This is a genomic window from Saccharothrix saharensis, assembly GCF_006716745.1.
Taxonomy (GTDB): domain Bacteria; phylum Actinomycetota; class Actinomycetes; order Mycobacteriales; family Pseudonocardiaceae; genus Actinosynnema; species Actinosynnema saharense.
Map to the genome: position 1 here is coordinate 5,322,605 of NZ_VFPP01000001.1, position 21,202 is coordinate 5,343,806.

Annotated in this window: 23 protein-coding genes and 1 tRNA gene; 10 read left to right on the plus strand and 14 right to left on the minus strand. The window is 70.5% G+C overall.

Features of this window, described 5'->3' with window-relative positions:
• Nucleotides 1–110: 110 nt before the first annotated feature.
• Nucleotides 111–1,034: an EamA family transporter RarD gene (gene rarD, locus FHX81_RS23775; RefSeq protein WP_141980241.1), complete on the minus strand. Its 924-nt coding sequence runs from the start codon at nucleotides 1,032–1,034 to the stop codon at nucleotides 111–113.
• Between the two features lie 198 nt (nucleotides 1,035–1,232).
• Here rarD and FHX81_RS23780 point away from each other — a divergent pair, with 198 nt between their 5' ends.
• Nucleotides 1,233–3,089: a sunset domain-containing protein gene (locus FHX81_RS23780; RefSeq protein ID WP_141980242.1), complete on the plus strand. Its 1,857-nt coding sequence runs from the start codon at nucleotides 1,233–1,235 to the stop codon at nucleotides 3,087–3,089.
• Between the two features lie 121 nt (nucleotides 3,090–3,210).
• Here FHX81_RS23780 and FHX81_RS23785 read toward each other — a convergent pair whose 3' ends face one another.
• The 4 genes from FHX81_RS23785 to FHX81_RS23800 form a co-directional block, all read right to left on the minus strand.
• The gene (locus FHX81_RS23785) at nucleotides 3,211–4,266 is read right to left on the minus strand and encodes a 2-oxoacid:ferredoxin oxidoreductase subunit beta (RefSeq protein WP_141980243.1); all 1,056 of its coding nucleotides are present in this window, start codon (nucleotides 4,264–4,266) and stop codon (nucleotides 3,211–3,213) included.
• A complete protein-coding gene (locus FHX81_RS23790) occupies nucleotides 4,263–6,206 on the minus strand; it encodes a 2-oxoacid:acceptor oxidoreductase subunit alpha (protein WP_141980244.1) in 1,944 nt (647 codons plus the stop codon). The genes FHX81_RS23785 and FHX81_RS23790 overlap by 4 nt, the downstream gene beginning before the upstream one ends.
• A gap of 219 nt (nucleotides 6,207–6,425) precedes the next feature.
• On the minus strand, nucleotides 6,426–7,187 hold the full coding sequence (locus FHX81_RS23795; protein ID WP_141980245.1) for an enoyl-CoA hydratase: 762 nt from the start codon (nucleotides 7,185–7,187) through the stop codon (nucleotides 6,426–6,428).
• A gap of 10 nt (nucleotides 7,188–7,197) precedes the next feature.
• The gene (locus FHX81_RS23800; RefSeq protein ID WP_073885978.1) at nucleotides 7,198–7,638 is read right to left on the minus strand and encodes an Lrp/AsnC family transcriptional regulator; all 441 of its coding nucleotides are present in this window, start codon (nucleotides 7,636–7,638) and stop codon (nucleotides 7,198–7,200) included.
• Nucleotides 7,639–7,713: 75 nt separating this feature from the next.
• On the opposite strand from FHX81_RS23800, the gene ddaH reads away from it, so the two are divergent.
• Both ddaH and FHX81_RS23810 read left to right on the plus strand, forming a co-directional pair.
• The gene (gene ddaH, locus FHX81_RS23805; protein ID WP_141980246.1) at nucleotides 7,714–8,592 is read left to right on the plus strand and encodes a dimethylargininase; all 879 of its coding nucleotides are present in this window, start codon (nucleotides 7,714–7,716) and stop codon (nucleotides 8,590–8,592) included.
• A 133-nt stretch (nucleotides 8,593–8,725) separates the two neighbouring features.
• Nucleotides 8,726–9,595 carry a hypothetical protein gene (locus FHX81_RS23810; protein ID WP_141980247.1) on the plus strand — a complete coding sequence of 290 codons (870 nt, stop codon included), beginning with the start codon at nucleotides 8,726–8,728 and terminating at the stop codon, nucleotides 9,593–9,595.
• 103 nt (nucleotides 9,596–9,698) lie between these two features.
• On the opposite strand, the gene FHX81_RS23815 is transcribed toward FHX81_RS23810, so the two are convergent.
• Both FHX81_RS23815 and FHX81_RS23820 read right to left on the minus strand, forming a co-directional pair.
• Nucleotides 9,699–10,514 carry an SAM-dependent methyltransferase gene (locus FHX81_RS23815; RefSeq protein ID WP_141980248.1) on the minus strand — a complete coding sequence of 272 codons (816 nt, stop codon included), beginning with the start codon at nucleotides 10,512–10,514 and terminating at the stop codon, nucleotides 9,699–9,701.
• A gap of 169 nt (nucleotides 10,515–10,683) precedes the next feature.
• Entirely contained in the window at nucleotides 10,684–11,253 is a 570-nt protein-coding gene (locus FHX81_RS23820; protein ID WP_141980249.1) for a TIGR03086 family metal-binding protein, read from the minus strand.
• Between the two features lie 63 nt (nucleotides 11,254–11,316).
• Between FHX81_RS23820 and FHX81_RS23825 the strand changes: the two genes are divergently transcribed.
• Both FHX81_RS23825 and FHX81_RS40715 read left to right on the plus strand, forming a co-directional pair.
• Nucleotides 11,317–12,078, plus strand: coding sequence for an AraC family transcriptional regulator (locus tag FHX81_RS23825; RefSeq protein ID WP_141980250.1), 762 nt, complete (start codon nucleotides 11,317–11,319; stop codon nucleotides 12,076–12,078).
• 100 nt (nucleotides 12,079–12,178) lie between these two features.
• The gene (locus FHX81_RS40715) at nucleotides 12,179–12,346 is read left to right on the plus strand and encodes a hypothetical protein (protein ID WP_170232149.1); all 168 of its coding nucleotides are present in this window, start codon (nucleotides 12,179–12,181) and stop codon (nucleotides 12,344–12,346) included.
• Nucleotides 12,347–12,356: 10 nt separating this feature from the next.
• On the opposite strand, the gene FHX81_RS23830 is transcribed toward FHX81_RS40715, so the two are convergent.
• Nucleotides 12,357–13,394, minus strand: coding sequence for a LysR family transcriptional regulator (locus FHX81_RS23830; RefSeq protein WP_141980251.1), 1,038 nt, complete (start codon nucleotides 13,392–13,394; stop codon nucleotides 12,357–12,359).
• Nucleotides 13,395–13,635: 241 nt separating this feature from the next.
• On the opposite strand from FHX81_RS23830, the gene FHX81_RS23835 reads away from it, so the two are divergent.
• Genes FHX81_RS23835 through htpX form a run of 4 tightly spaced genes read left to right on the plus strand, consistent with a single transcriptional unit; the run spans nucleotide 13,636 to nucleotide 16,003 of the window.
• Entirely contained in the window at nucleotides 13,636–14,055 is a 420-nt protein-coding gene (locus tag FHX81_RS23835) for an NADH-quinone oxidoreductase subunit B (protein ID WP_141980252.1), read from the plus strand.
• Entirely contained in the window at nucleotides 14,052–14,648 is a 597-nt protein-coding gene (locus FHX81_RS23840) for an NADH-quinone oxidoreductase subunit C (protein ID WP_246107950.1), read from the plus strand. Before FHX81_RS23835 ends, FHX81_RS23840 begins: the two co-directional genes overlap by 4 nt.
• Nucleotides 14,641–15,117, plus strand: coding sequence for a 4Fe-4S binding protein (locus FHX81_RS23845; protein ID WP_141980253.1), 477 nt, complete (start codon nucleotides 14,641–14,643; stop codon nucleotides 15,115–15,117). The genes FHX81_RS23840 and FHX81_RS23845 overlap by 8 nt, the downstream gene beginning before the upstream one ends.
• Nucleotides 15,118–15,136: 19 nt before the next feature.
• On the plus strand, nucleotides 15,137–16,003 hold the full coding sequence (gene htpX / locus FHX81_RS23850) for a zinc metalloprotease HtpX (RefSeq protein ID WP_141980254.1): 867 nt from the start codon (nucleotides 15,137–15,139) through the stop codon (nucleotides 16,001–16,003).
• Here htpX and rfbA read toward each other — a convergent pair.
• Both rfbA and FHX81_RS23860 read right to left on the minus strand, forming a co-directional pair.
• The gene (rfbA, locus tag FHX81_RS23855) at nucleotides 16,000–16,872 is read right to left on the minus strand and encodes a glucose-1-phosphate thymidylyltransferase RfbA (RefSeq protein WP_141980255.1); all 873 of its coding nucleotides are present in this window, start codon (nucleotides 16,870–16,872) and stop codon (nucleotides 16,000–16,002) included. The genes htpX and rfbA overlap by 4 nt on opposite strands.
• On the minus strand, nucleotides 16,869–17,360 hold the full coding sequence (locus FHX81_RS23860; protein WP_141980256.1) for a YajQ family cyclic di-GMP-binding protein: 492 nt from the start codon (nucleotides 17,358–17,360) through the stop codon (nucleotides 16,869–16,871). Before FHX81_RS23860 ends, rfbA begins: the two co-directional genes overlap by 4 nt.
• A gap of 122 nt (nucleotides 17,361–17,482) precedes the next feature.
• Here FHX81_RS23860 and FHX81_RS23865 point away from each other — a divergent pair.
• Nucleotides 17,483–17,563 (plus strand) — tRNA-Tyr (locus FHX81_RS23865).
• Between the two features lie 132 nt (nucleotides 17,564–17,695).
• On the opposite strand, the gene FHX81_RS23870 is transcribed toward FHX81_RS23865, so the two are convergent.
• The 4 genes from FHX81_RS23870 to FHX81_RS23885 all read right to left on the minus strand — a co-directional run bounded on the left by FHX81_RS23870 (nucleotide 17,696) and on the right by FHX81_RS23885 (nucleotide 20,965).
• The gene (locus FHX81_RS23870) at nucleotides 17,696–19,099 is read right to left on the minus strand and encodes a tyrosine-type recombinase/integrase (protein ID WP_141980257.1); all 1,404 of its coding nucleotides are present in this window, start codon (nucleotides 19,097–19,099) and stop codon (nucleotides 17,696–17,698) included.
• Nucleotides 19,096–19,281 carry a helix-turn-helix transcriptional regulator gene (locus FHX81_RS23875; protein ID WP_141980258.1) on the minus strand — a complete coding sequence of 62 codons (186 nt, stop codon included), beginning with the start codon at nucleotides 19,279–19,281 and terminating at the stop codon, nucleotides 19,096–19,098. Before FHX81_RS23875 ends, FHX81_RS23870 begins: the two co-directional genes overlap by 4 nt.
• Nucleotides 19,282–19,283: 2 nt before the next feature.
• Nucleotides 19,284–20,477 carry a DUF3631 domain-containing protein gene (locus tag FHX81_RS23880; protein ID WP_141980259.1) on the minus strand — a complete coding sequence of 398 codons (1,194 nt, stop codon included), beginning with the start codon at nucleotides 20,475–20,477 and terminating at the stop codon, nucleotides 19,284–19,286.
• An 86-nt stretch (nucleotides 20,478–20,563) separates the two neighbouring features.
• Nucleotides 20,564–20,965, minus strand: coding sequence for a DUF2742 domain-containing protein (locus FHX81_RS23885; protein WP_170232150.1), 402 nt, complete (start codon nucleotides 20,963–20,965; stop codon nucleotides 20,564–20,566).
• Nucleotides 20,966–21,202 lie beyond the last annotated feature (237 nt).

Below are 21,202 nucleotides of genomic sequence, written 5' to 3' on the forward strand. Positions count from 1 at the left end.
TGCGTGTCGAACGTTCGCGTCCCCCGAGTTCCGCCTTCGGCACGTCCCGAGTGTGGAATTCAGGGGTCCTGAGCGTTCGACACTCGGGACCTGAGCGTTCGACACTCGGGTCAGGTGAGGTTGGGCAGGGGGAGGCGGCGGCGGACGCGGATGGTGTCGGCGGTGAAGACGAGCAGGGCCAGCCAGACCAGGGCGAAGCCGAACCAGCGGGACGCGGGCATCGGCTCGTGCACCACGAACACGCCCCACGCGAACTGCAGCACGGGCGCCAGGTACTGCAGCATCCCCATCGTCACCAGCGGCACGAGCCGGGCAGCCGCGCCGAACAGGATCAGCGGAACGGCGGTGACCAGGCCCGCCGACGCGAGCCACAGCGCGTGCCCCCACCCGCCCGAGTGGAACGTCCCCGCGGGTCCGAGCCAGATCAGGTACCCGACCGCGATCGGCGCGAGCACGATGCTCTCCGCCGTCAGGCTGCCCGTCGCGTCCAGCGGCACGGTCTTCTTCAACAGCCCGTACACGCCGAACGAGCAGGCCAGCGCCAGCGAGATCCACGGCAACCTGCCGTAGTCCACGGCCAGCACCACGACGGCCGCCACCGCGATGCCCAGCGCCGCGTACTGCGGCCACCGCAGCCGCTCACGCAGCACGAACACCCCGAGCATCACGCTGACCAGCGGGTTGATGAAGTAGCCCAGCGCCGCCTCGACCACGTGCGAGGTGTTCACCGCGTGGATGTAGACGCCCCAGTTGACCGCGATGAGCACGGACGCGGCCGCCACCATCGCCCACCCGCGCGCCGACAGCCGGCGGAGACCCGCCCACCGGCCCAGCAACGTGGTGATGACGGCCATCACGACCAGCGACCACGCGATCCGGTGCGCCAGGATCTCCACCGACCCGGCCGGCTGCAACAACGGCCAGTACGCGGGCACGATGCCCCACAGGAAGTAGGCGCCGACGCCGAAAGCGATTCCCCGGTTCGCGCGGTTGACATCCGTCGCGTCGCTGGAGGCACTGGTCAACGGCGGCACACGGGCTACTCTACGCCGACCGTTTTGGCTGGTCAGTTGCTCCGGGTGGCCTACTATCGAACCCTGGTCCCGGGTCCGGCCGGCCCCACGCGCCGAACGCGGCGGTCAGGGTAGTTTTGCACCGCTTCCCCAACCGGGTGAAGGCCCGGGAGCGGAGCGTGTCGGGGTGTGTGACAAGCAGCAGTGGGAGGGTCTCCCGTGAGTTCGCTCTTCGGGCAGGTGTGGCTGTGGAGCCTGCTGTCCTTCGTGGCAGGCGTGGCCCTCACCTGGTTCGTCCTGGTGCGCCCGGCCAAGAAGGAGCTGGAGGACCTGGAGGAACGCCTCCTCACGTCGCCGCGCCCCGCGTCCGGCCCGTCCGCCTCGGCGCCCGTCGCGTCCGTCGCGCCGAAGGCCGACGCGGTCGACGACGTCGACAACTGGCACGTCGAGGCGCAGCGCTCGCTGGCCGACGACGTGCTGACGCCCGAACCCGCGCGGTACGAGGTCGCCGCCGAACGCCCCCGGTTCGACGCGACGCCGGAGCCGGTCCGCTACGACGTGTCGAACCTGAAGCTCGACCAGCGCGACGCGCTGCTGGAGGAGCTGGACGACGAGCACCGGCCGCTGTCGGACTTCGAGGAGCAGCACGACTTCCCCGAGCTGGACGCCGAGCCGCCGCGCAGCCTGTTCGACCGCCTCGCGCCCGGCCAGGACACCCGGGAGACGCTGGAGCCCAAGCCCCGCCCGCGGTCCCACCAGCCCGAGGACGAGCCGGAGCTGCCCGCGGAGGCGACCACGCACCTGATGCCCGCGGTGCCGGCCGGCCCGGTCGCGGAGGTCGCGCCGCGCCAGGAGGAGCCGACCGCTCCGCCGGAGGTCGAGGTCTTCCAGCCGCGCGAGGTGTGGCGCGAGGAGCCGGTCAAGGAGGTCTACGACGAGGACGTGGACACCGGCGGTCACGAGGAGGAGGACGAGCCCGAGCGCAGGCCCGGCTCGACCGAGACGACGGCGCTCATCCCGGCCACCGCGCTGGCGCAGGCCATCGCCGAGGTGGACGGCGAGCGGAGGACCGACGAACCCGAGCCGCAGGTGTGGCCCGAGCACGACCTGACCGGCCACTTCGCGCCGGTGGACGTCGAGTCGGCCCGCGGCGAGCTGTCCGCGCCCGCGCCGACGCCCAGCGACGAGGCCTTCCTGAACGACCTGGCGCGCCGGCAGGACGAGGCACGTCCGGCTCCCGAGGTCCGTGAGGAAGAAGAGGGCCCGCACACCGACGTCATCCGCGCCGTGGACTCCGGCCCGGCCGAGCCCGAGCCCGAGTCGGAGACCACGCCCGAGCCCGAGCCGGAGCCGGAGCCCGAACCGGCCGGGCCCGAGCCCGAGGCCGTGACGCCGGAACCCGAGCCGCGGCCCGAGCCCCCGGCGTTCGAGCCGACGTTCGTCCCGCAGTCGGCCGACCAGCCCCTGCCCGCACGCCAGCCCGAGCACAGGCCGGAGCCGAAGAAGGACGAGCCGGCCCGGCCGCGCAGCCTGTTCGAGCCGCTGGAGGACGACGAGCAGGTGCCGGAGCTGGAGCAGCCCCGCCCGACCCCGTCGCCGTCGTCGTCCGGCAACGACCAGCCGTTCGTGCCGACGCTCGCGCCCGAGCTGCTGGCGGGCAACCCCGTGCCGATGAACCCGACCGGCCTGCCGCAGCGCCCGACCCGCCCGGCGGGCACCCCGCGCACGCCACCTCCCGCGCCGCCCGCGCCGAAGCCGGTCACGCCACCGCCGCCGCGCCCGGTGCGCCCCCGCCCGGTGGGGTTCAGCCCGAGCACCGGTGGCAGGCCCGCGCCCGGCAGCACCCGCTTCCAGGGCCAGCAGGAGGGCTTCAACCCGCGCTCGCCGTTCGGCCCCGGCTCGGTGCTGCCGAAGTCGGACGGCCTGGCCCCCGCGCCGGAGTTCCAGGTCAAGGCGACCCTGACCGGGCGCCGCTACTTCACCAACGAGTCGGCGAACTTCCGCGAGACCCGCGCCGACGTCTGGTTCCGCACCACCGCGGACGCGGAGAAGGCGGGCTTCCGCCAGGCCCCCTGATCCGTCACCGCGCCGTTCGCGCACCGAGCGGCCGGCGCCGGCCAGGGCCGAAGGCGGCCCCGCACGGGAAGAGGGCCCCTGTTCCGGGAGGCGGAACAGGGGCCCTCTCACGTGCTGGGTCTCAGCCGGTCACGGTCCACGTGTCCTTGCCGTGCAGCAGCGCCCGCAGGTCCGCGGGCTTCGCGGCCTTCGCCTGCTCCACCTGCGCCCGCGCCGCGTCGTCGTACGTCGTCCGCGCCACGTTGCGGAACACGCCGGTCACGGTGTGCTGCAAGTCCTGCGTCGACAGCCGCGACAGCGCGAACGCGAGGTTCAGGTCCGACGCGTCGTGCACCACGACGTCCTCCGGCGACACGTCCGCCGACTTGGCCACGGCCAGGCCGAAGCCCTCCCGCACCACGGAGTACTCGCCGTTGCCGAACGTGATGGGCTGCCCGTCGACCACGTTGATGATCCGCCGCGCGGCCTCGTCGGAGTCCTTCAGCACGTCGAACGCGCCGTCGTTGAAGATCGGGCAGTTCTGGTAGATCTCCACCAGCGCCGACCCGCGGTGCTCGGCGGCCTGCCGCAGCACCTCGGTGAGCCCCGCCCGGTCCGAGTCGACCGCGCGGCCGACGAACGTGGCCTCCGCGCCCAGCGCCAGCGACACCGGGTTGAACGGGTGGTCCAGCGAGCCCAGCGGCGTGGACTTGGTGACCTTGCCCTCTTCGGACGTCGGCGAGTACTGGCCCTTCGTCAGGCCGTAGATCCGGTTGTTGAACAGCAGGATCTTCAGGTTGACGTTGCGGCGCAGCGTGTGGATCAGGTGGTTGCCGCCGATGGACAGGGCGTCGCCGTCACCGGTGACGACCCACACCGACAGGTCCGGCCGGGCCACGGCCAGGCCGGTCGCGATGGCCGGCGCGCGCCCGTGGATGGAGTGCATGCCGTAGGTGTTCATGTAGTACGGGAACCGCGAGGAGCAGCCGATCCCCGACACGAACACGATGTTCTCGCGCTTGAGCCCCAGCGTGGGCAGGAACGACTGCACGGCGTTGAGCACCACGTAGTCGCCGCAGCCGGGGCACCAGCGGACCTCCTGGTCCGACTTGTAGTCCTTGGCCTTCTGCGGCTCGTCCGCCGTGGGCACGCCGACCAGACCCCCAACGGTCGGCAGGCCCAGTTCCGTCGCCGTCATTCGGACACTCCCTTGATCACGTCGGCGAGCACGTCCTGAAGCTCTTCGGCCTTGAACGGCAGGCCCTGCACCTTCGTGTAGCTGATCGCGTCGACCAGGTACTTGGCGCGCAGCAGCAGCGCCAACTGGCCGAGGTTCATCTCCGGCACGACGACCTTGTCGTACCGCGACAGCACCTCGCCGAGGTTGCGCGGGAACGGGTTGAGGTGCCGCAGGTGCGCGTGCGCCACCGGCATGCCCAGCTTGCGCACCCGGCGCGCCGCCGCGCCGATCGGGCCGTAGGACGAGCCCCAGCCCACGACGAGCACGCGCGCCTCGCCGGACGGGTCGTCGACCTCGACGTCGGGCACCTCGATGCCGTCGATCTTGCGCTGCCGCAGCCGCACCATGTGGTCGTGGTTGGCCGGGTCGTAGGAGATGTTGCCGGAGCCGTCGGCCTTCTCCAGGCCGCCGATGCGGTGCTGGAGGCCGGCCGTGCCGGGCACCGCCCACGGTCGTGCCAGCGTCTCCGGGTCGCGCAGGTACGGCCAGAACGACTCGCCGTCGGGCGCGTTCGGCTCGGTGGCGAACTCCACGGTCAGGTCGGGCAGCTCGGACAGGTCCGGGATCAGCCACGGCTCGGAGCCGTTGGCGATCGCGCCGTCGGACAGCAGCAGCACCGGCGTGCGGTAGACCAGCGCGATGCGCGCGGCCTCCAGCGCGGCGTCGAAGCAGTCCGCGGGCGACTGCGGCGCGACGATCGCGACCGGCGACTCGCCGTTGCGGCCGAACATCGCCTGCAGCAGGTCGGCCTGCTCGGTCTTGGTCGGCAGACCGGTGGACGGGCCGCCGCGCTGCACGTCGATGACGATCAGCGGCAGCTCGGTCATCACGGCCAGGCCGATGGTCTCCGACTTCAGCGCCACACCCGGGCCGGACGTCGACGTCACGCCCAGCGCGCCGCCGTAGGACGCGCCCAGTGCCGCGCCGATGCCCGCGATCTCGTCCTCGGCCTGGAGCGTGGTGATGCCGAAGTTCTTGTGCTTGGACAGCTCGTGCAGGATGTCCGACGCCGGGGTGATCGGGTACGTGCCCAGCACCACGGGCAGCCCGGACTGCTGACCGGCCGCGACGATGCCGTAGGCGAGCGCGGTGTTGCCGGTGATCTGCCGGTAGGTGCCCTGGTCGAGCTTGGCGGGCGCGACCTCGTAGGTGACCGCGAAGGACTCGGTGGTCTCGCCGTAGTTCCAGCCGGCCCGGAACGCCAGCACGTTGGCCTCGGCGATGTCGGGCTTCTTGGCGAACTTCTCGCGCAGGAACCGCTCCGTGCCCTCGGTGGGCCGGTGGTACATCCATGACAGCAGGCCGAGGGCGAACATGTTCTTCGCCCGTTCCGCGTCCTTCTTGCCCAGGCCGGTGTTCTCCAGCGCGCCGATGGTCAGCGTGGCCATCGCGACCTTGTGCACCTGGTAGGTCTCGGTGAGCGTGTTGTCCTCGAGCGGGTCGGCCGCGTAGCCGACCTTGACCAGGTTGCGCTTGGTGAACTCGTCGGTGTTGACGATCAGGATCCCGCCCTTGGGCAGGTCGTCGATGTTCGCCTTGAGGGCCGCCGGGTTCATCGCCACCAGCACGTCGGGGCGGTCGCCGGGGGTGAGGATGTCGTAGTCGGCGAAGTGCAGCTGGAAGCTGGAGACGCCCGGGAGCGTGCCCTGTGGCGCCCGGATCTCGGCCGGGAAGTTCGGCTGGGTGGCGAGGTCGTTGCCGAACGCGGCGGCTTCCGAGGTGAAGCGGTCACCCGTGAGCTGCATGCCGTCGCCGGAGTCGCCGGCGAAGCGGATCACCACGCGGTCGAGCTTGCGGACCGCGCCGTTCGCCCCGTACGCCCCGGGAGCGGTGCCCCCGGGCTCGGTCTGCTCAGGCGAGCCACCTGGCGCGGCGCCGTTACCAACGTCGGTAGTCATGTCCTACGCCGATCCCTTTCCTCACAACCGCCTGGGGGCTGCTGCCCCCGTGCCCCTCCGCGAGGGTAGTCGTGCCCGACTGGGTGCCGGTTTCTCCTGTACCACTCTGCGGGACGGTTCGTCCCACCAGGTGCGCGGGGCGGCAACTGGGCATGAATCGAGTAGTACCGGTCGGTAACTGTTACTTGAAGTTACAGGTAGTTCTGCGGTCTGTCCAGGTCACCGGCGGCCGCTGATCCTGGCCTTCATCGCGGCCAGCTTCGCCTGGAACTCCGGAGTCGCGATCGAGGCCACCTGGGGAACGAGTTCCGCGTCCACTGCGTGGGCGTGGTCGTCCAACGTCGCGGTCGTGCGCATGGACGCCTTGATGGTGCGCACCAGTTCGCGCGAAGCTTCGGCCGAAGGGCGGGCGAGCTCGACCGCGGCGGCGACCAGCTCGTCCTGCCCGCCGTCGACCCGTGCCCAGGCCAGACCGCGGGATACCGCCGCGTCCGCGTCCAAGACCTGGCCGAACAGGGTCATGGCGGTCGCGGTCTGGGGCCCGACCAGCCGCTGGAGCATCCAGGTCATCCCGCCGCCGGGGTGGATGCCGAGCTGGAGGAACCGCGCGTCGAACTTCGCGTTCGCGTTCACCAGGCGCACGTCGCAGGCCAGCGCCAGGTTGAGCCCCGCGCCGACCGCCGCGCCGCCGACCGCCGCGATGGTGGGCAGCGCGCAGCGGGCCACCGCGAGGAACCCGGCGTAGATGCGCCGCAGGCCCTCTTCCCGGGCTTCGCCCAACGCCGTGAGGTCCGCGCCCGCGCAGAACGCCGGTGGTGCGCCCGTGACGACGACGGCGTGCACGTCGGTGTCGTCCTCGCAGGCCCGGACGGCGGCCACGAGCTGGTCGGACAGGTCGAGCGTGAGCGCGTTGCGGCGTTCGGGGTCGTGCACGGTGATGACCGCCACGCGGTCGGAGCGTTGCAGGAGCACTTCGGCCATGCGGGCGACTCTAGGGGGCCGGTGGGCGGTCCAAGAGTCGGGAGAGCACGACAGTCGACACGGTCCGGTCGATGATCTCCACGGCGCGCAGCCGTTCCAGCGCGGTCTCCAGGTGGTGGATGTTGGCCGCGCGCAGGTGCACGATCGCGTCCGCCGCGCCGGAGACGGTGTAGGCGGCGCGCACCTCCGGCATCGACTCCAAGCGCTGCTGGATGTCGTGCGGCGCGACGTTGCCGCGGCAGTGCACCTCGACGAACGCCTCCGTGCCCCAGCCGAGCTGCTCGGGGTCGACGACGGCGGTGAAGCCGCGCAGGACGCCCGTGTCCAGCAGCTTGTCCACCCGCCGCTTCACCGCGGGCGCGGACAGGCCGACCTCCTTGCCGATGTCGGCGTAGCTGGACCGGGCGTTGGCCATGAGGCGTGAAATGATTCGCTGGTCGATCGTGTCCACACGCAACATTCTGCCCTAGAAGACGCAATATCGCGGCGTTGTTCGAGGGTCGAGGGTCAATCTACATTTCGATCCATGACCTCGGTTTCCTTCGCGGGCCCCGGTGACGAGCCGATCGTGCTCGACGTCGCCACGCCCGCCGCGCAGGTGCGCGTGCCGACCACCCGTCGGTACCTGATGTGCCCGCCCGCGTACTTCACCGTGGAGTACGCGATCAACCCGTGGATGGACCCCACGCAGCCGATCAGCACGGCGCTGGCGATGGAGCAGTGGACGGCCCTGAAGGAGACCTACGAGCGGCTGGGGCACAGGGTCGAGACCATCGAACCCCAGCCGGGCCTGCCGGACATGGTGTTCTCGGCCAACTCCGGCACCGTGGTCGACGGCCAGGTCCTCGGCTCCCGCTTCCGGGCGCCCCAGCGCGCCGCCGAAGCCGACCACTTCCGCCGCTGGTTCCTGGCCAACGGCTACCGCGACGTCGTCATGCCCGAGCGCACGAACGAGGCCGAGGGCGACTTCACCTGGACCGGCAGGTACCTCCTGGCCGGCACGGGCTTCCGCACGGACCCGCTGGCCCACTCCGAGGCGCAGGAGGTCCTGGGCGTCCCCGTCATCTCGCTGCAGCTGACGGACCCCCGCTACTACCACCTGGACGTGGCGCTGTTCGTCCTCGCCGACGACCTGGTCGCCTACTACCCGGACGCCTTCTCCCCGGGCAGCCGACGCGTCCTGCGCCGCCTGTTCCCGGACGCCATCATCGCGACCGAGGAGGACGCCGCCTGCCTGGGCCTGAACGCCGTCTCCGACGGCCGCCACGTCGTCCTGCCGGTCGAGGCGACCGCCCTGGCCGACCAGGTGGCACGCCGCGGTTTCGACCCGGTGTTCGTGGACATCTCGGAACTGCGCAAGTCCGGCGGCGGCCCCAAGTGCTGCACGATGGAACTGCGGGACTGAAACAGCCCGTTCCGAGGCCGCGGAGCTGCTGCCCTGGTCGGCGTGGAAGAGCCACGGCGACCAGGGCGGCAGCTCGCGGCGAGATCGTGGACGCCGTTGCCGCGCTCGGGAGGTACGACGTGGAGCGCACTGGGTGAACCGAACCGACTTCGCTTTCTACTTGTCCATCGCCGGCGCTCTAATAGCCACTTGCGCCCTGGGTTGGCAAGTCGTCCAGTTCCTGCTCAGCGGTTCTCGCTTGAGGGCTCGGATCGACTTGTACAGCTTCTACCACGTCAACGGGAACAGTTTTCTCTACGGGGCCGACGGCGGGTTCTGGTTACCGCACGTCGAAGCGACCAGCCGGAGCAGCTCGGCCTGGACCTCCGTGGTCGTGAAGGTGACCCTGGTGAACGTCGGCCGTGCGCCGGTGGATGTCCACAGCGTCGGCGTCGACACCGGCCGGGTGAAATGGTACGCCCGCACGCGGCAGATGATGGCCACCAATGTCGTCGCCGTACGGGACGGGCAAACGGGGAACACCGGCACGATCGAGCCTGGCCGGTCGCTGACCCTCTACATGGACGCATACAGCGTCGTTCGCGACTCGATCGTTTTCGGGCATCGCCCCAAGGCGCTTCGCGCAACCGGACGGTCCGTCCTGGGTGCCCGCGTGCTCTCCCCGTGGAGATCGCGCAGGATGGTCACCAAGTCGACGCTGGAGCAGGTCGAGGCGACTGCCCACGGCGATCACCGGAGCAGCAGGAGGATTGCCCTCTTCGGTGCCCTGAACACCTCAACGGAGTTCGAGCGCTACGTGGTCTCGCAGACCTTGTCGACAGCCCTCAGGGAGGGTGCCGACGAGAACCGCATCGCGGAGCTCGTGACGGACATGTCCGTCACGAGCCCGGGCACCCGGCAGCGAGAGCTGGCGAAACTGCTGATCGAGCTGCACGCCGATCGGGCTTCGGAGGCATCCGGCGCCGAGGACCGGGTGGTTCCCGTCCGCCCGCGTCGCATCTGATGTGGCGGCCCGTGCCGCCGCTCCATCGGCGCACGGCCGCCCCCTCGTCGGAAGGTCCGAACGTCCCGCCGGCCGGTTCGAGCCGAGCCGGCCGGCGGGGGTGTCAGTCGACCCGGCCCACGGCGGCGTAGCCCAGGTGGTGGGCCGGGCTGCCGGTGGGGATGTCGGTGTCCGGGTGGGGCTGCCACTCCGGCATCAGGGTCACGCCCGGCTCGACCAGGGTCAGCCCGTCGAACAGGGCCTCGACGCCCGCCCGGTCGCGGACGTAGAGCTGTTCGATCACGCCCTTGTAGGCCTCGACCATGGCGTGGACCTGGACCTTGGTCTCCGGGTCCGCCTGCTCGTCCGTGAGCTGGGACAACGCGATGTAGCTGCCCGGCGTGCACACGTCCCGGTAGGCCTTCATCAGCCCCACCGGGTCCTCGTGGTCGCCCACGAACACCATCACGCCGGTCATCATGATCCCCAGCGGCCGGGTCAGGTCGAGCACGTCCCGCACGGCGGGATCGGCGAACAGCGCGTCCACCCGGCGTGCGTCGGCCTCGACCATCACCGCGTTCGGGTTGTTCCGCAGGATGCGCCTGCCGAGCGCGACGGCGACCGGCTCGTAGTCGACGTAGACGACCTTGGCGTCCGGGGCGAGGGCCTGCGCTACCTCGTGCGTGTTGCCCGCGGTGGGCAGGCCGGAGCCGAGGTCCAGGAACTGGGTGATGCCCCGCTCCACCATGAACGCCACCGAGCGGCGCAGGAAGCCGCGGTTGAAGCGGGCGAGCATCTCCATGCCCGGCAGCACGGACTTGATCACGGCGGCGCGCTCGCGGTCGGCCGGCAGGTTGAACGCCCCGCCGAGGTAGTAGTCGTAGATGCGGGCGATGTTGGGTGTGTCGGGATCCAGGTGGGCGGTCTCGGGAACAATCACTCGTGCCGTCCTAACGTGGGATGGGTGCTGAGCTGATCGCTAACGCCTTCCCCGACGAAGAACCATGCTGCCCCAAGTCACGGCTGAGGCAAACGGCACGACAACGCCCGCTATCGGCATTCCCGATAGCGGGCGCGAATTGGCCGAGCGGTCGTTGCGGCGTGCGGTCTCACGGCGTGCGGCCGGTGAGTCCGACGACCCGGTCGATCAGGGGCGCGTCCGCCGGCACCGGCACCTCGGGGCCGTAGATGCCCATGTCACGCCCCATCTGCGCGGTCTGCAGCAGGTCGGCGTGCAGGAACTCCAGCAGACCGGCGTCCCACGCCGCCGCCTGCCCGGTCGCCCGCGCCAGGTCCCACGTGTGCACGACGGTCTCGCCGAGCACCATCGCGCCGATCATCGCGGCCGGCATCTCCTGCGGGCCGCCCAACGTCGTCGTGCCCTCCCAGGCCGACGGCTCGCGCCACGCGTCGACCCGGTCCCGCAGCACGGCCGCCAGCTCCGCCGCCCAGTCACCCGAGACCAGGTCCGCTTCCGCCTCCGAGGCCGCGGGCAGCGCCACGGACGCCTTGCGCCCGGCCGCGTTCAACGACGGACCCCAGAACAGCAGGTGGTTCACAAGCGCGCGAACGTCGAATTCGGCGCACGGCGTCGGCGCGTCCATCCGGTCCGGTTCGACGTTCCCGACGACCTCCAACGCGGTCGCCACGGCATGGTCGATCAATTGCTCACGGGACATGCGGGCCACGGTAGGGCCGGAACTGCGCCGGTGTATTGAACAAAGGCGACATACGCTCGCCGCGTGACGAGGGACGAGCGCGAACTGGCGTGGCGGCGGCACCAGAGCCACGAGTTCCACCGACCGTCACCCGACCTGGCCGAGCACGTGGCGCGGTACTGGGTGGTCGAGTGGCGCTACGAGCGGCCGTACCGCCAGCTGATCGTGCCCTACCCGAACGTCCACCTGGCGTTCCAGGGCGACGACGCCCTGGTGACCGGCGTGTCCAGCGGGCACGTCTCCAAGGAGCTCGACGGCGCCGGCCGGGTGTTCGGCGTCGCGTTCCGCCCCGGCGCGTTCCGGCCGTTCCTCGGCGCGCCGGTCCAGTCGCTCACCGACCGGACCGTCCCCGCCGCGGCGGTGTTCGACCACCTGCCCGCCCACGCCGACCTCGACGGCGTGGAGGCGATGCTCCGGCGCAACCTGCCCGAGCCCGACCCGAGGGCGCGGCAGGCGGTGGAGATCGTCGACCGGATCGTCGAGGACCCCTCCATCACGCGGGTCGACGTGCTGGCCCGGGAGGTCGGCGGCAGCGTCCGGCGGCTCCAGCGCCTGTTCGCCGAGCACGTCGGCGTCGGCCCGAAGTGGGTGATCCGCCGCTACCGCCTGCACGAGGTGACCGAGCGCATGGCGGCGGGCGGCGCGATCGACTGGGCGGCCCTGGCGGCCGACCTCGGTTACGCCGACCAACCGCACTTCGTCCGCGACTTCACCGCCATGTTCGGCGAGACGCCCACCCGCTACGCCGAGCGCTACGGCGACGCCCTCGCCACCGGCCGGCGCTGACCGGCCGTCGTCACCCATAGGGCTGATCGCCCTAGCGGACGGACCCCCGTCGGTGCTCCGATCGACGGCACTCGCTGTCGACCAAGGTAGGGAGCGCGCCATGAACGACCTCGACGCCCAGCGTCCGTCGCCCCAACCGCAACAGGAGCAGGAGGAGCCCGTGGAACGGCAGAAGCCTGAGGTCCCCAAGCCGATGACCGGACTGGAGTGGCTGGTGCGCCAAGCCCAACGGCGCCGCGAGGAACGCCCGGCGGACCCGGCGCGCTAGGCCGGGTCCGCTAGTCCGACACCTCGCGCTGGAACGCCGCCCACAGCAGGTTCAACGGGTGGTCGGCCGGGAACTTCGCCCGCTCCTCCTTGCGGGCGAAGACCCCGACCAGCCGCTCCAGTTGCGGCTTGCGGTCGTTGGTCAGCTCGACCACCCGCAGGCCCGACCCCTCGCGCAGCTCGTTGTTCGCCGCCACCACGCCCAGGCCCGACGTGACGATCATGCAGCCCTCGACGAGCCCGGACCGCAGCAACGACATGCCGTACTGGATCTCGTCAATTTCGGCCGCTATGTCCAGTTCGTTCCGATAATCCGATCCGAACCACCCGCGCAGGAATTCCGCGATCAACCCCTCGCCGGGCACCACGAGCGGCAGCTTCGGCAGCTCCCCGGTGCCGACGCTCGCGCCCAGCCTGCTCTCCGGCAGGTTCGTGAGCAGCGCCAACCCGCCGCGCCGCCACTCGATCACGTCGAAGTCCTCGACACCGCTGGTGCGGCCCGCGTGCGTGACCACGCTGCCGCACACGATGTCGACCTCCTTGGACTCCAGGCTCTGCCAGATGTCCTTCGTGCGGATGTGCACGACCTTCAGCTCCACGTCACGGCGGCGGAAGTCGTCCGCCACGTGGTGCCAGGCCTTGGCCAGCGAGTCGAGCATGAACCGCGTCGTGCCGACGGTGACCGTGGTGCCGAGCTTGCGCCGGCACTCGTGAATCGAATCCAGCCACTCGCTCAACGTGGTGCGCGCCAATTCGACCAACGCCTCGCCGGTCGGTGTGATCAGCACGTCTTTTCCCCGGCCCTGCTTGACGACCAGCGGCTCGCCGCACAACGACTTGAAGTTGCGGTTCAGCGTGTCGACCTGCTTCTGCACGCTGGACTGCTCGCGGCCGAGCACCCGGGCCGCGCGCAGGGCCGACCGCGTCTCGTACACCGCGATCAGCGTCCTGAGCTGGTCCAACGTGGTGTCGAGCAGTAGTGGCGACGTGTGCAGGAGCCTGCTGAGCTTGGTGCCGGCGGGCAGGAGCAGCTGGGCCGAGGTCGACATGCAGGGCCTCTCGGGTCGGAGCATGATGTTCTACCGATTAGTTGTACTGAACTTGACCACACTTCGTGCTGAAATTATCCGAAGATCTTGGTGGATTTCCCTGGACAGGTATACGCGATCCGTAAGAGACTTCTGTGGCAACCAGGTGCTTGTTCACGTGGGAGCAATCAGGGGGGTATTGGGGGGTTGGGGGCCCGCCGGGCAGCAGCCCGGCGGGCCCCCACGTATTAACCTCACCCGCGTGACGGTTTCCACCTTGGACTGGGGCACGACGTACCGGGTCACCGTGCTCGACCTCGGCCTGGCCTGCTGCGGCGTCGAGGTGATGGCCGCGCTCGAGGGCCACCGCCCCGACCAGCTCGAAGCCCTGGGGGTCGACCCCGTGCACGCGGCGGGCGAGGCCCACGTGCTCGTCGTTTCCGGCACGGTCACCGACGCCATGTTGCCCGCGGTGATCGCGACCTACCAGGAGATGCCGGAACCGCGGTACGTGATCTCCGTCGGCGCGTGCAGCAACACCGGCGGCCCGTACTGGGACTCCTACAGCGTCACCAAGGGCATCGACCAGGTGCTCCCGGTGCACGTCGCCGTGCCGGGCTGCCCGCCACGCCCCGAGGCACTGCTCGACGGCCTCGCCGCGCTGCACCGGATGGTGTCGTGAGCGCCGCGTCCGGGGTACTGGCCTCCCGAGTCCCCGACGGTGTCCCCGACGCCCGGGTGGTGACGGCGTTCGGCCAGACGACCGCGCACGTGCCGCTGCACGCGTGGCTCGACGCCGCCCGCCACGCCCGCGACGAGCTGGGCTGCGCGCAGTTCGACTGGCTCGGCGTCGAGGACGCGGGACGCCCCGGCGCGGCCGGGCAGCGGCACGCCGTGCTGCTGCACGTGCTCGACCCGGACGGCAAGGACGGCGTGCTGCTGCGCACCGAGCTCGGGCCGGACGACGCGCTGCCCAGCGTCGCCGCGCTGTGGGCGGGCGCGGCGTGGCACGAGCGCGAGGCCGCGGAGATGTTCGGCATCGTCCTCGCCGACGGCGACCCGGCGCACCTGCTGCTGCCCGACGGCTTCAACGGCCACCCGCTGCGCAAGGACTTCGTGCTGGCGTCCCGCGTCGTGCGCCCGTGGCCCGGCCGGCTCGAACCGGGTGAGGACGGCACGTCCGCGCCCAGCCGCAGGCGCACCGCGCCACCCGGCGTCCCCGACCCGTCGTGGGGACCGCGATACGAGCGCTCCGAGGAGGACACCCGTGACTGACCTGCCCCCGCGCACCCGCGGCGTCATCGCCCTGCTGGAGGCCAACTGCACGGTGTGCATGATCTGCGCCCGCGAGTGCCCCGACTGGTGCATCCACATCGACTCGCACACGGAGGTCGAGCAGCAACCCGGCTCGGCCCGGCCCCGTGCGCGCAACGTGCTCGACCGGTTCGCCATCGACTACGGGCAGTGCCTGTACTGCGGCATCTGCGTGGAGGCGTGCCCGTTCGACGCCCTGCACTGGGCGCCGGACTTCTCCTACCCCGGCACGGGCGGCCCGGACGGCGAGGGGGCGGTCGCCGAACTCGTCCACGAACGGGACGTGCTGGCCACCTGGGTCTCGCACGTGCCGCCGCCACCGCCGCTGGACGCGGGCGCCGAACCGGCACCGGAGACCACCGCCACACGCCCGGCACGCCCCGGTACCGGAACCACGCGCCGGCCGGGCGCGTTGAGGGAGAGGACGTAGGCACACCCGGAGGCGAAGCGTGCACAAGCACTTCAACGCGTTGAAGACCGCGTTGCTGCTCGCTGCCATGAGCGGGCTGATCGTGGCGGTCAGCTCGCTGTTCGGGCGCACGGCCCTGCTGGTCGGCCTGCTGCTGGCCCTCGCCGTGAACGCCTACGCGTACTTCAACTCCGACAAGCTCGCGCTGCGCGCCATGCGCGCCCGGCCGGTGTCCGAGGTGGAGCAGCCCGCGCTGTACCGGATCGTCCGCGAGCTGGCCAGGACCGCGCGCCGACCCATGCCCCGCCTGTACCTGAGCCCCACCGTCGCGCCGAACGCCTTCGCCACCGGCCGCAACCCGCGCAACGCCGCCGTCTGCTGCACGACCGGCATCCTCGACCTGCTCGACGAGCGCGAGCTGCGCGCCGTGCTCGGCCACGAGCTGTCGCACGTCTACAACCGCGACATCCTGATCTCGTGCGTGGCCGGGGCACTGGCCGGCGCGGTCAGCGCGCTGGCGAACCTCGCCGTCTTCGCCAGCGTCTTCGGCGGCGGCGAGGGCGACGAGGACCGGCCCAACCCGTTCGCGCTGCTGCTCATCGCCGTGCTCGGGCCCATCGCGGCCGGGATCGTGAGGCTGGCCGTCAGCCGGTCCCGCGAGTACCAGGCCGACGAGTCGGGCGCGGAGCTGACCGGCGACCCGCTGGCGCTGGCCTCGGCGCTGCGCAAGATCGAACTGGGCGCGCGGGCGGCGCCGCTGGCGCCCGAACCGGCCCTGGTCACCCAGTCGCACCTGCTGATCGCCAGCCCGTTCCGGGCGGGGGAGAACCTGGCCAGGCTGTTCTCCACCCACCCACCGATCGCCGACCGCGTGCGGCGGCTCGAGGAGCTGGCCCGCCGGACCTAGCGGACTTCCCGTGCGACGTTCATCACGTACTGGCCGTAGCCGGACTTCGCCAGCTTCTCGCCCAGCGCGTAGCACTCGTCGGGGCTGATGAACCCCATCCGCAGCGCGATCTCCTCCAGGCACGCGATGCGCACGCCCTGCCGGTGCTCCAGCACCTGCACGAACTGGCCCGCCTCCAGCATCGAGTCGTGCGTGCCGGTGTCCAGCCACGCGAAACCGCGGCCGAGGTCGACCAGCTGCGCCCGACCCTGCCGCAGGTAGGCCAGGTTGACGTCGGTGATCTCCAGCTCGCCGCGCGCCGACGGCTCGAGGCCCTTGGCGATCGACACGACCTCGTTGTCGTAGAAGTACAGGCCGGTGATGGCCTTGTTCGACTTCGGCCGCGCCGGCTTCTCCTCGATGGAGACCAGCCTGCCGTGCGCGTCGACCTCGCCGACGCCGTACCGCTCCGGGTCCTTCACCGGGTAGCCGAACAGCACGCAGCCGTCCAGCGAGGTGGCGTTGTGCTGCAGGACCTTGGAGAAGCCCTGGCCGTAGAAGATGTTGTCGCCCAGGACCAGCGACACGTCGTCGTCGCCGATGAAGTCCGCGCCGATGACGAACGCCTCGGCCAACCCGTTCGGGTGCGCCTGCTCGGCGTAGGACACGTCCAGGCCGAACTGGGAGCCGTCACCGAGCAGGCGGCGGAACAGCGGCAGGTCCACCGGCGTCGAGATGAGCAGGATCTCCCGCACACCCGCCAGCATCAGCACCGACAGCGGGTAGTACACCATCGGCTTGTCGTACACCGGGAGCAACTGCTTCGACACCGCCTGCGTGATCGGGTGCAGCCGCGTGCCGCTGCCGCCCGCGAGGACGATGCCCTTCATCGGTAGTTGGTGAACTGGAGGGCGATCCCGAAGTCGGAGTTCTTGAGCAGGGCGATCACGTCCTGCAGGTGGTCCTTCTTCTTGCCCGAGATGCGCAGCTGGTCGCCCTGGATCTGCGCCTGCACGCCCTTGGGGCCCTCGTCGCGGACCTTCTTCGCGATCTCCTTGGCCTTCTCGCTCGAGATGCCCTGGACCACGTTGCCGGTCACCTTGAACACCTTGCCCGACAGGGCCGGGTCGCCGATCTCGAAGGCCTTCATCGAGATGCCGCGCTTGACCAGCTTCTCCTGGAAGACGTCGATCGCGGCCCGGCAGCGCTCCTCGGTCTCCGACTGGAACGTGATCGCCTCCTCGCCCGCCCAGGACACCTGCGTCCCCGTGCCGCGGAAGTCGAACCGCGTGCTCAGCTCCTTGGCGGCCTGGTTGAGCGCGTTGTCGACCTCTTGGCGGTCGACCTTGCTCACCACGTCGAACGACGGGTCTGCCACGTGCCCGGTACCTCCGCGTAGGTGGGTCTGGAACCGCCCGGAAGCCTACCGGGCAACCCGGTTGCACAACCCCCCACGGGCTTATGTATTGTCTGCACCGCACCCGGCACCACCGGGGGCGGGGCGGGTTGCCCGAGCGGCCAATGGGAGCGGACTGTAAATCCGTCGCGAAAGCTACAGAGGTTCGAATCCTCTACCCGCCACAGCAGGACGAAAGCCCCTGTGACCAGTGAGAACCGGTCACAGGGGCTTTCTCGTGCTGTCCGGCCGTGTCCGGTCGGTACCGGCGTTCTACGGGTGGCTGTACCGAGGACGTACCGAAGTTTCCGCCGTCCCTACGCGGCACCCAGACCAGCCTGAACGAGCTGGCGCGCTCGTTCCTCCCCTCCGTCGAGGCACTTCGCGTAGACCCGCATAAGGACGTTCAGGCTGTGTCCGGCCCATTCGGCTACTCGTGGTGCCTCCACACCCGCATTGAGCCACGTCGAGACGCAGGCGTGACGGAGGTCATAAGGCCGCTTGGCGAGCGGTGACGCCACCACGTCGGGCGTGAACGCCGCTTCGCGCGCCAGAGCCCACACCCGCCCGTAGGTCGAGCTGCCGATCCGGCCGCCGCGCTCAGCGACGAACAGCAAGCCGTTCGGTTCGGTGCCGAAGGTGTCGAAGTGCTCGTACAGCAGCACCGCCAGATCGGGCGAGAGCGGCACCGTGCGGCCTTCACCGTCCTCTCGGTGCTTCAGCCCTCGTTCCTCGCTGCGTCGGCCGCTGTCGGTCCACTCAGCCCCGATCTCGGGTGCGGCCTTGGCCAGGTGGATGTCACCCCACTGAGTGACCCGCCACCGGCCCGCCTCCTGGTCCCACTCTCTCGGCGGCATGACCAGGTCGCTGCGACGCAACACGGAGGCTTCCTCGGGGCGCAGAGCGGCGAAGTACATCAGGCCGAAGAACGCCACGAGCTTCCGACCGGTCCGCCCGATGCCGGGTACGGCCTGGAGCAGCGTCCGGGCCTGGACGGGGTTGGCCACCGAACGCCGGTCGACCTGGTGGGCGACGTTCTTCCGCTTCTTCGTCGTCACCTCCTTCAGCGGGTTCGCGCTCAGCAGCTCCTTCTCCACGGCGTAGTTCAGCGCGTTGCCGAGCGTGATCCGGCGCAGCCGAATCGTGTCCGGCGCGGCGCGCGTGCCGTCCAACTTCCGTTCGACATCCGCCAGCAGCGCACGCAACACATCCGGTTTCGCCAAGTCGGCCACCGGTCGGGTGTTCTGCGACAGCCACACCAGTGCCGCGGCTACGTCCGCCGGCTGTCGGGCGTCGCGGCGGCTGGTGTTGAACGCCACCCGCATTGCCTTGCGGAGCACGTCCCCGTCCGGCCTGCCGCGCGTCCCCGTGAGCAGCGCTGAAGTGATGGGCGTCAAGGCGTCGGCAATCGTCCGGCGCTGCCCCGGTGACGAGTCCCGCCACTTCATGTCCACGAACGAGCACGCGAACGCGAACCACGACGACGTGGTGTTCGTCTTGCGCACCATCGACACCGGGAACCCGCTATCCCGGTCGAACGCCTCACCTTTGTTGGCCGCGCTCAGCAGCTCCGAGCGGAAGCTATTAGCCAACGCCGATGTCCGAAACGGCTCCTTGAACCGCTTCCGTGCCACCGACCACTGAACCCAGTGCGTCGTCTTCTGCTTGCCCTTGTAGACGTCGATCACGTAAATCCGCACGTCATAGCTCGTGTCGGTCACGCGGCCACTTCCTGTCCGTCGAACCACGTGTCGATGTCCCGGCGGTCGAGCCGCAATTGCCCGTTCGGCAACTTCCGGACCCGTGGCGCGGTGCCCTTGGCCAGCCAGTCGTAGAAGGTCGAGCGCGCCACCTTGAACTCGGCGCAGAACTCCGCAACGGTCAGCAGCTCACGTCGAGCCATGGCTAGTTCTCCCCCTTGTGTTCGGCGGGCAGGTAGCGCGACCAGGCGTCGGCGAGCCCGTTCTCCCCGTGCACCACGTAGCCCTTGACCGTGCCGCCGTTGTGCTTGAACGCCTTTGCGCTCACGCCGTACGCCCTCAACTCGGCGGAGAGCGCACGAGCGTTGAGCGGCTTGCCGTGGAAGTCGGCCCACGGCGATTCGTCCAGCTCGTGGAGCGCCAACAGGATCTCCACCGTGCTCATCCGGTCGGCGTGCCGTTCGCCGAACAACGTCCGGAGGTCGGAGAGCAACCGGACGCCGTCCGACACGGGCACGGCGGTGGCTTCGGCGACGAAGTACCGGCACGCGGCGCGAGCGGTTTCCGGCCAGTGCCCACCGGCCGCGTCGGCAATCGCCAGCAGCGGTTCCCAGATTTCCGCCGGCCGGTCGGTGACCCCTTCGGGCATCACCGGCGTGGCCGTGCCGACCTGCTCACCGACGCTGGTCATCCAGTCGGCCAGCGCTTCCCGGATCGGTGCCGACTCGATGGCCACCAGGCGCTCACGGAAGGCGTCCACACGCTCTTCACGGCGTCGGCGACGCAGGTTGATCGTGATGGCACGCGTGGTGATCGTGGCGGGCATTCCACCGGCGATTCCGGCAAGCGCGGCCGGGGCGTAGACCGCGAACCGCTCCACGACCATGTTGTTGGCGTCGCCCTTGCACCGGGCGACCGTGGCAGACCGCTTGTACCCGGCGTTGAGCAGCGCGCGGAGGTCTTCGTTACCGCTGCCCATCTTGGTGAAGATGGCGTCGACCTCGTCGAACAGGATCGTGATCGGCGCGCTGCTGACCATGCGGAACAGCGCGGCCGGGCTCGCCGAGAACGTCATCTCCGGCGACTTGACCAGGTACTGCGCGACCTCCAGAACGCGGGTCTTGCCTGATCCGGGTTCGGCGGAGGACAGCACGAGCCGCGGCGTGACGTAGAACTGCTCTACGGCCCACGTGTGGGCGTACCAGAGCGCCAGCATCGGGGCGCAGTACTCGTGCGGGAACGCCGAGAAGCGGGCCAGGAACTCCCAGACGTCGTCCAGCACTCGCGCGCCGTCGAGCTGAGGACCGGCGCCCATGTCGGTGTCGGGGGTCAGCAGTCGCAGCCCCGGCCGTTCAGCCTCGCCGTGATGCGTCGCCGTGGTGCCGGTGGCGGTGCTCATGCCGTCTTCCTTCCGGGCCTGGTGCTCGACGGTCTCCCAGGTGACGAGCGGCGAACCTGGGTCGGTGGAGTGCGGTACTTGGCCGTTCACGCGGCCACCGCCAACGACGTGGTGCCGTCGTGACGGACACAGCGCACCCACGACGTGTCGGGAAGGCGAGCGGCCAACTCGTCGGCCAGCGGGTGGACGAATCGCACGAGCGTGGTGCAAGCGGGGTGTCCGCACGGAAGGTCACTGACGAGCTTTCGCTTGGCGGACAGACAGAACGGCTGGTGTCCGACGATGTGCGGGAGTTGATCCGGCGCGGTGGCGACAGCCCGTGCACGCTCGCGGTGACCGACCTGGGCGTCGGCCCAGTCCGCAGCCACGCGTTGGGCGATGGCGTGCGCCGTGGACTCCTCCAGGCGAGCCAGCGCAGCCAGCACCACGGCTGCGGGCTTGCGCGGGTCGGTGTCGGCCAGCGCGATCCACTCCGGGCTACCGGCCAACGGGATGAGGCTGTGCGGACCGGTAAGCGGTCGGCGCGGTGCGGCGGCATAGGCACGGCGCAACAGCGGTTCGGCCCACCGGCGGACGGCGTCGAGGTCGAACCTCGGCGCGCGGTTCCACGGGCGGACGGCGTCCGGGTCGCAGAACGGACGTCGAGCACGAGCGGGAGAGACGTTGCTCATGACACCTCTTTGGTGACTGTCAGTAATGACAGATGGACGTTCGAGGGGAGGCGA

Excerpts from the sequence above, each read along its gene's own strand:
- FHX81_RS23830 (WP_141980251.1), bottom strand. The coding sequence starts at position 13,394 with ATGTCGACCTCGGCCCAGCTGCTCCTGCCCGCCGGCACCAAGCTCAGC.
- FHX81_RS23875 (WP_141980258.1), bottom strand. The coding sequence starts at position 19,281 with ATGGCTCGACGTGAGCTGCTGACCGTTGCGGAGTTCTGCGCCGAGTTC.
- FHX81_RS40715 (WP_170232149.1), top strand. The coding sequence starts at position 12,179 with ATGAACGACCTCGACGCCCAGCGTCCGTCGCCCCAACCGCAACAGGAG.
- FHX81_RS23820 (WP_141980249.1), bottom strand. The coding sequence starts at position 11,253 with ATGTCCCGTGAGCAATTGATCGACCATGCCGTGGCGACCGCGTTGGAG.
- FHX81_RS23790 (WP_141980244.1), bottom strand. The coding sequence starts at position 6,206 with ATGACTACCGACGTTGGTAACGGCGCCGCGCCAGGTGGCTCGCCTGAG.
- FHX81_RS23785 (WP_141980243.1), bottom strand. The coding sequence starts at position 4,266 with ATGACGGCGACGGAACTGGGCCTGCCGACCGTTGGGGGTCTGGTCGGC.
- ddaH (WP_141980246.1), top strand. The coding sequence starts at position 7,714 with ATGACCTCGGTTTCCTTCGCGGGCCCCGGTGACGAGCCGATCGTGCTC.
- FHX81_RS23795 (WP_141980245.1), bottom strand. The coding sequence starts at position 7,187 with ATGGCCGAAGTGCTCCTGCAACGCTCCGACCGCGTGGCGGTCATCACC.
- FHX81_RS23880 (WP_141980259.1), bottom strand. The coding sequence starts at position 20,477 with ATGAGCACCGCCACCGGCACCACGGCGACGCATCACGGCGAGGCTGAA.
- rfbA (WP_141980255.1), bottom strand. The coding sequence starts at position 16,872 with ATGAAGGGCATCGTCCTCGCGGGCGGCAGCGGCACGCGGCTGCACCCG.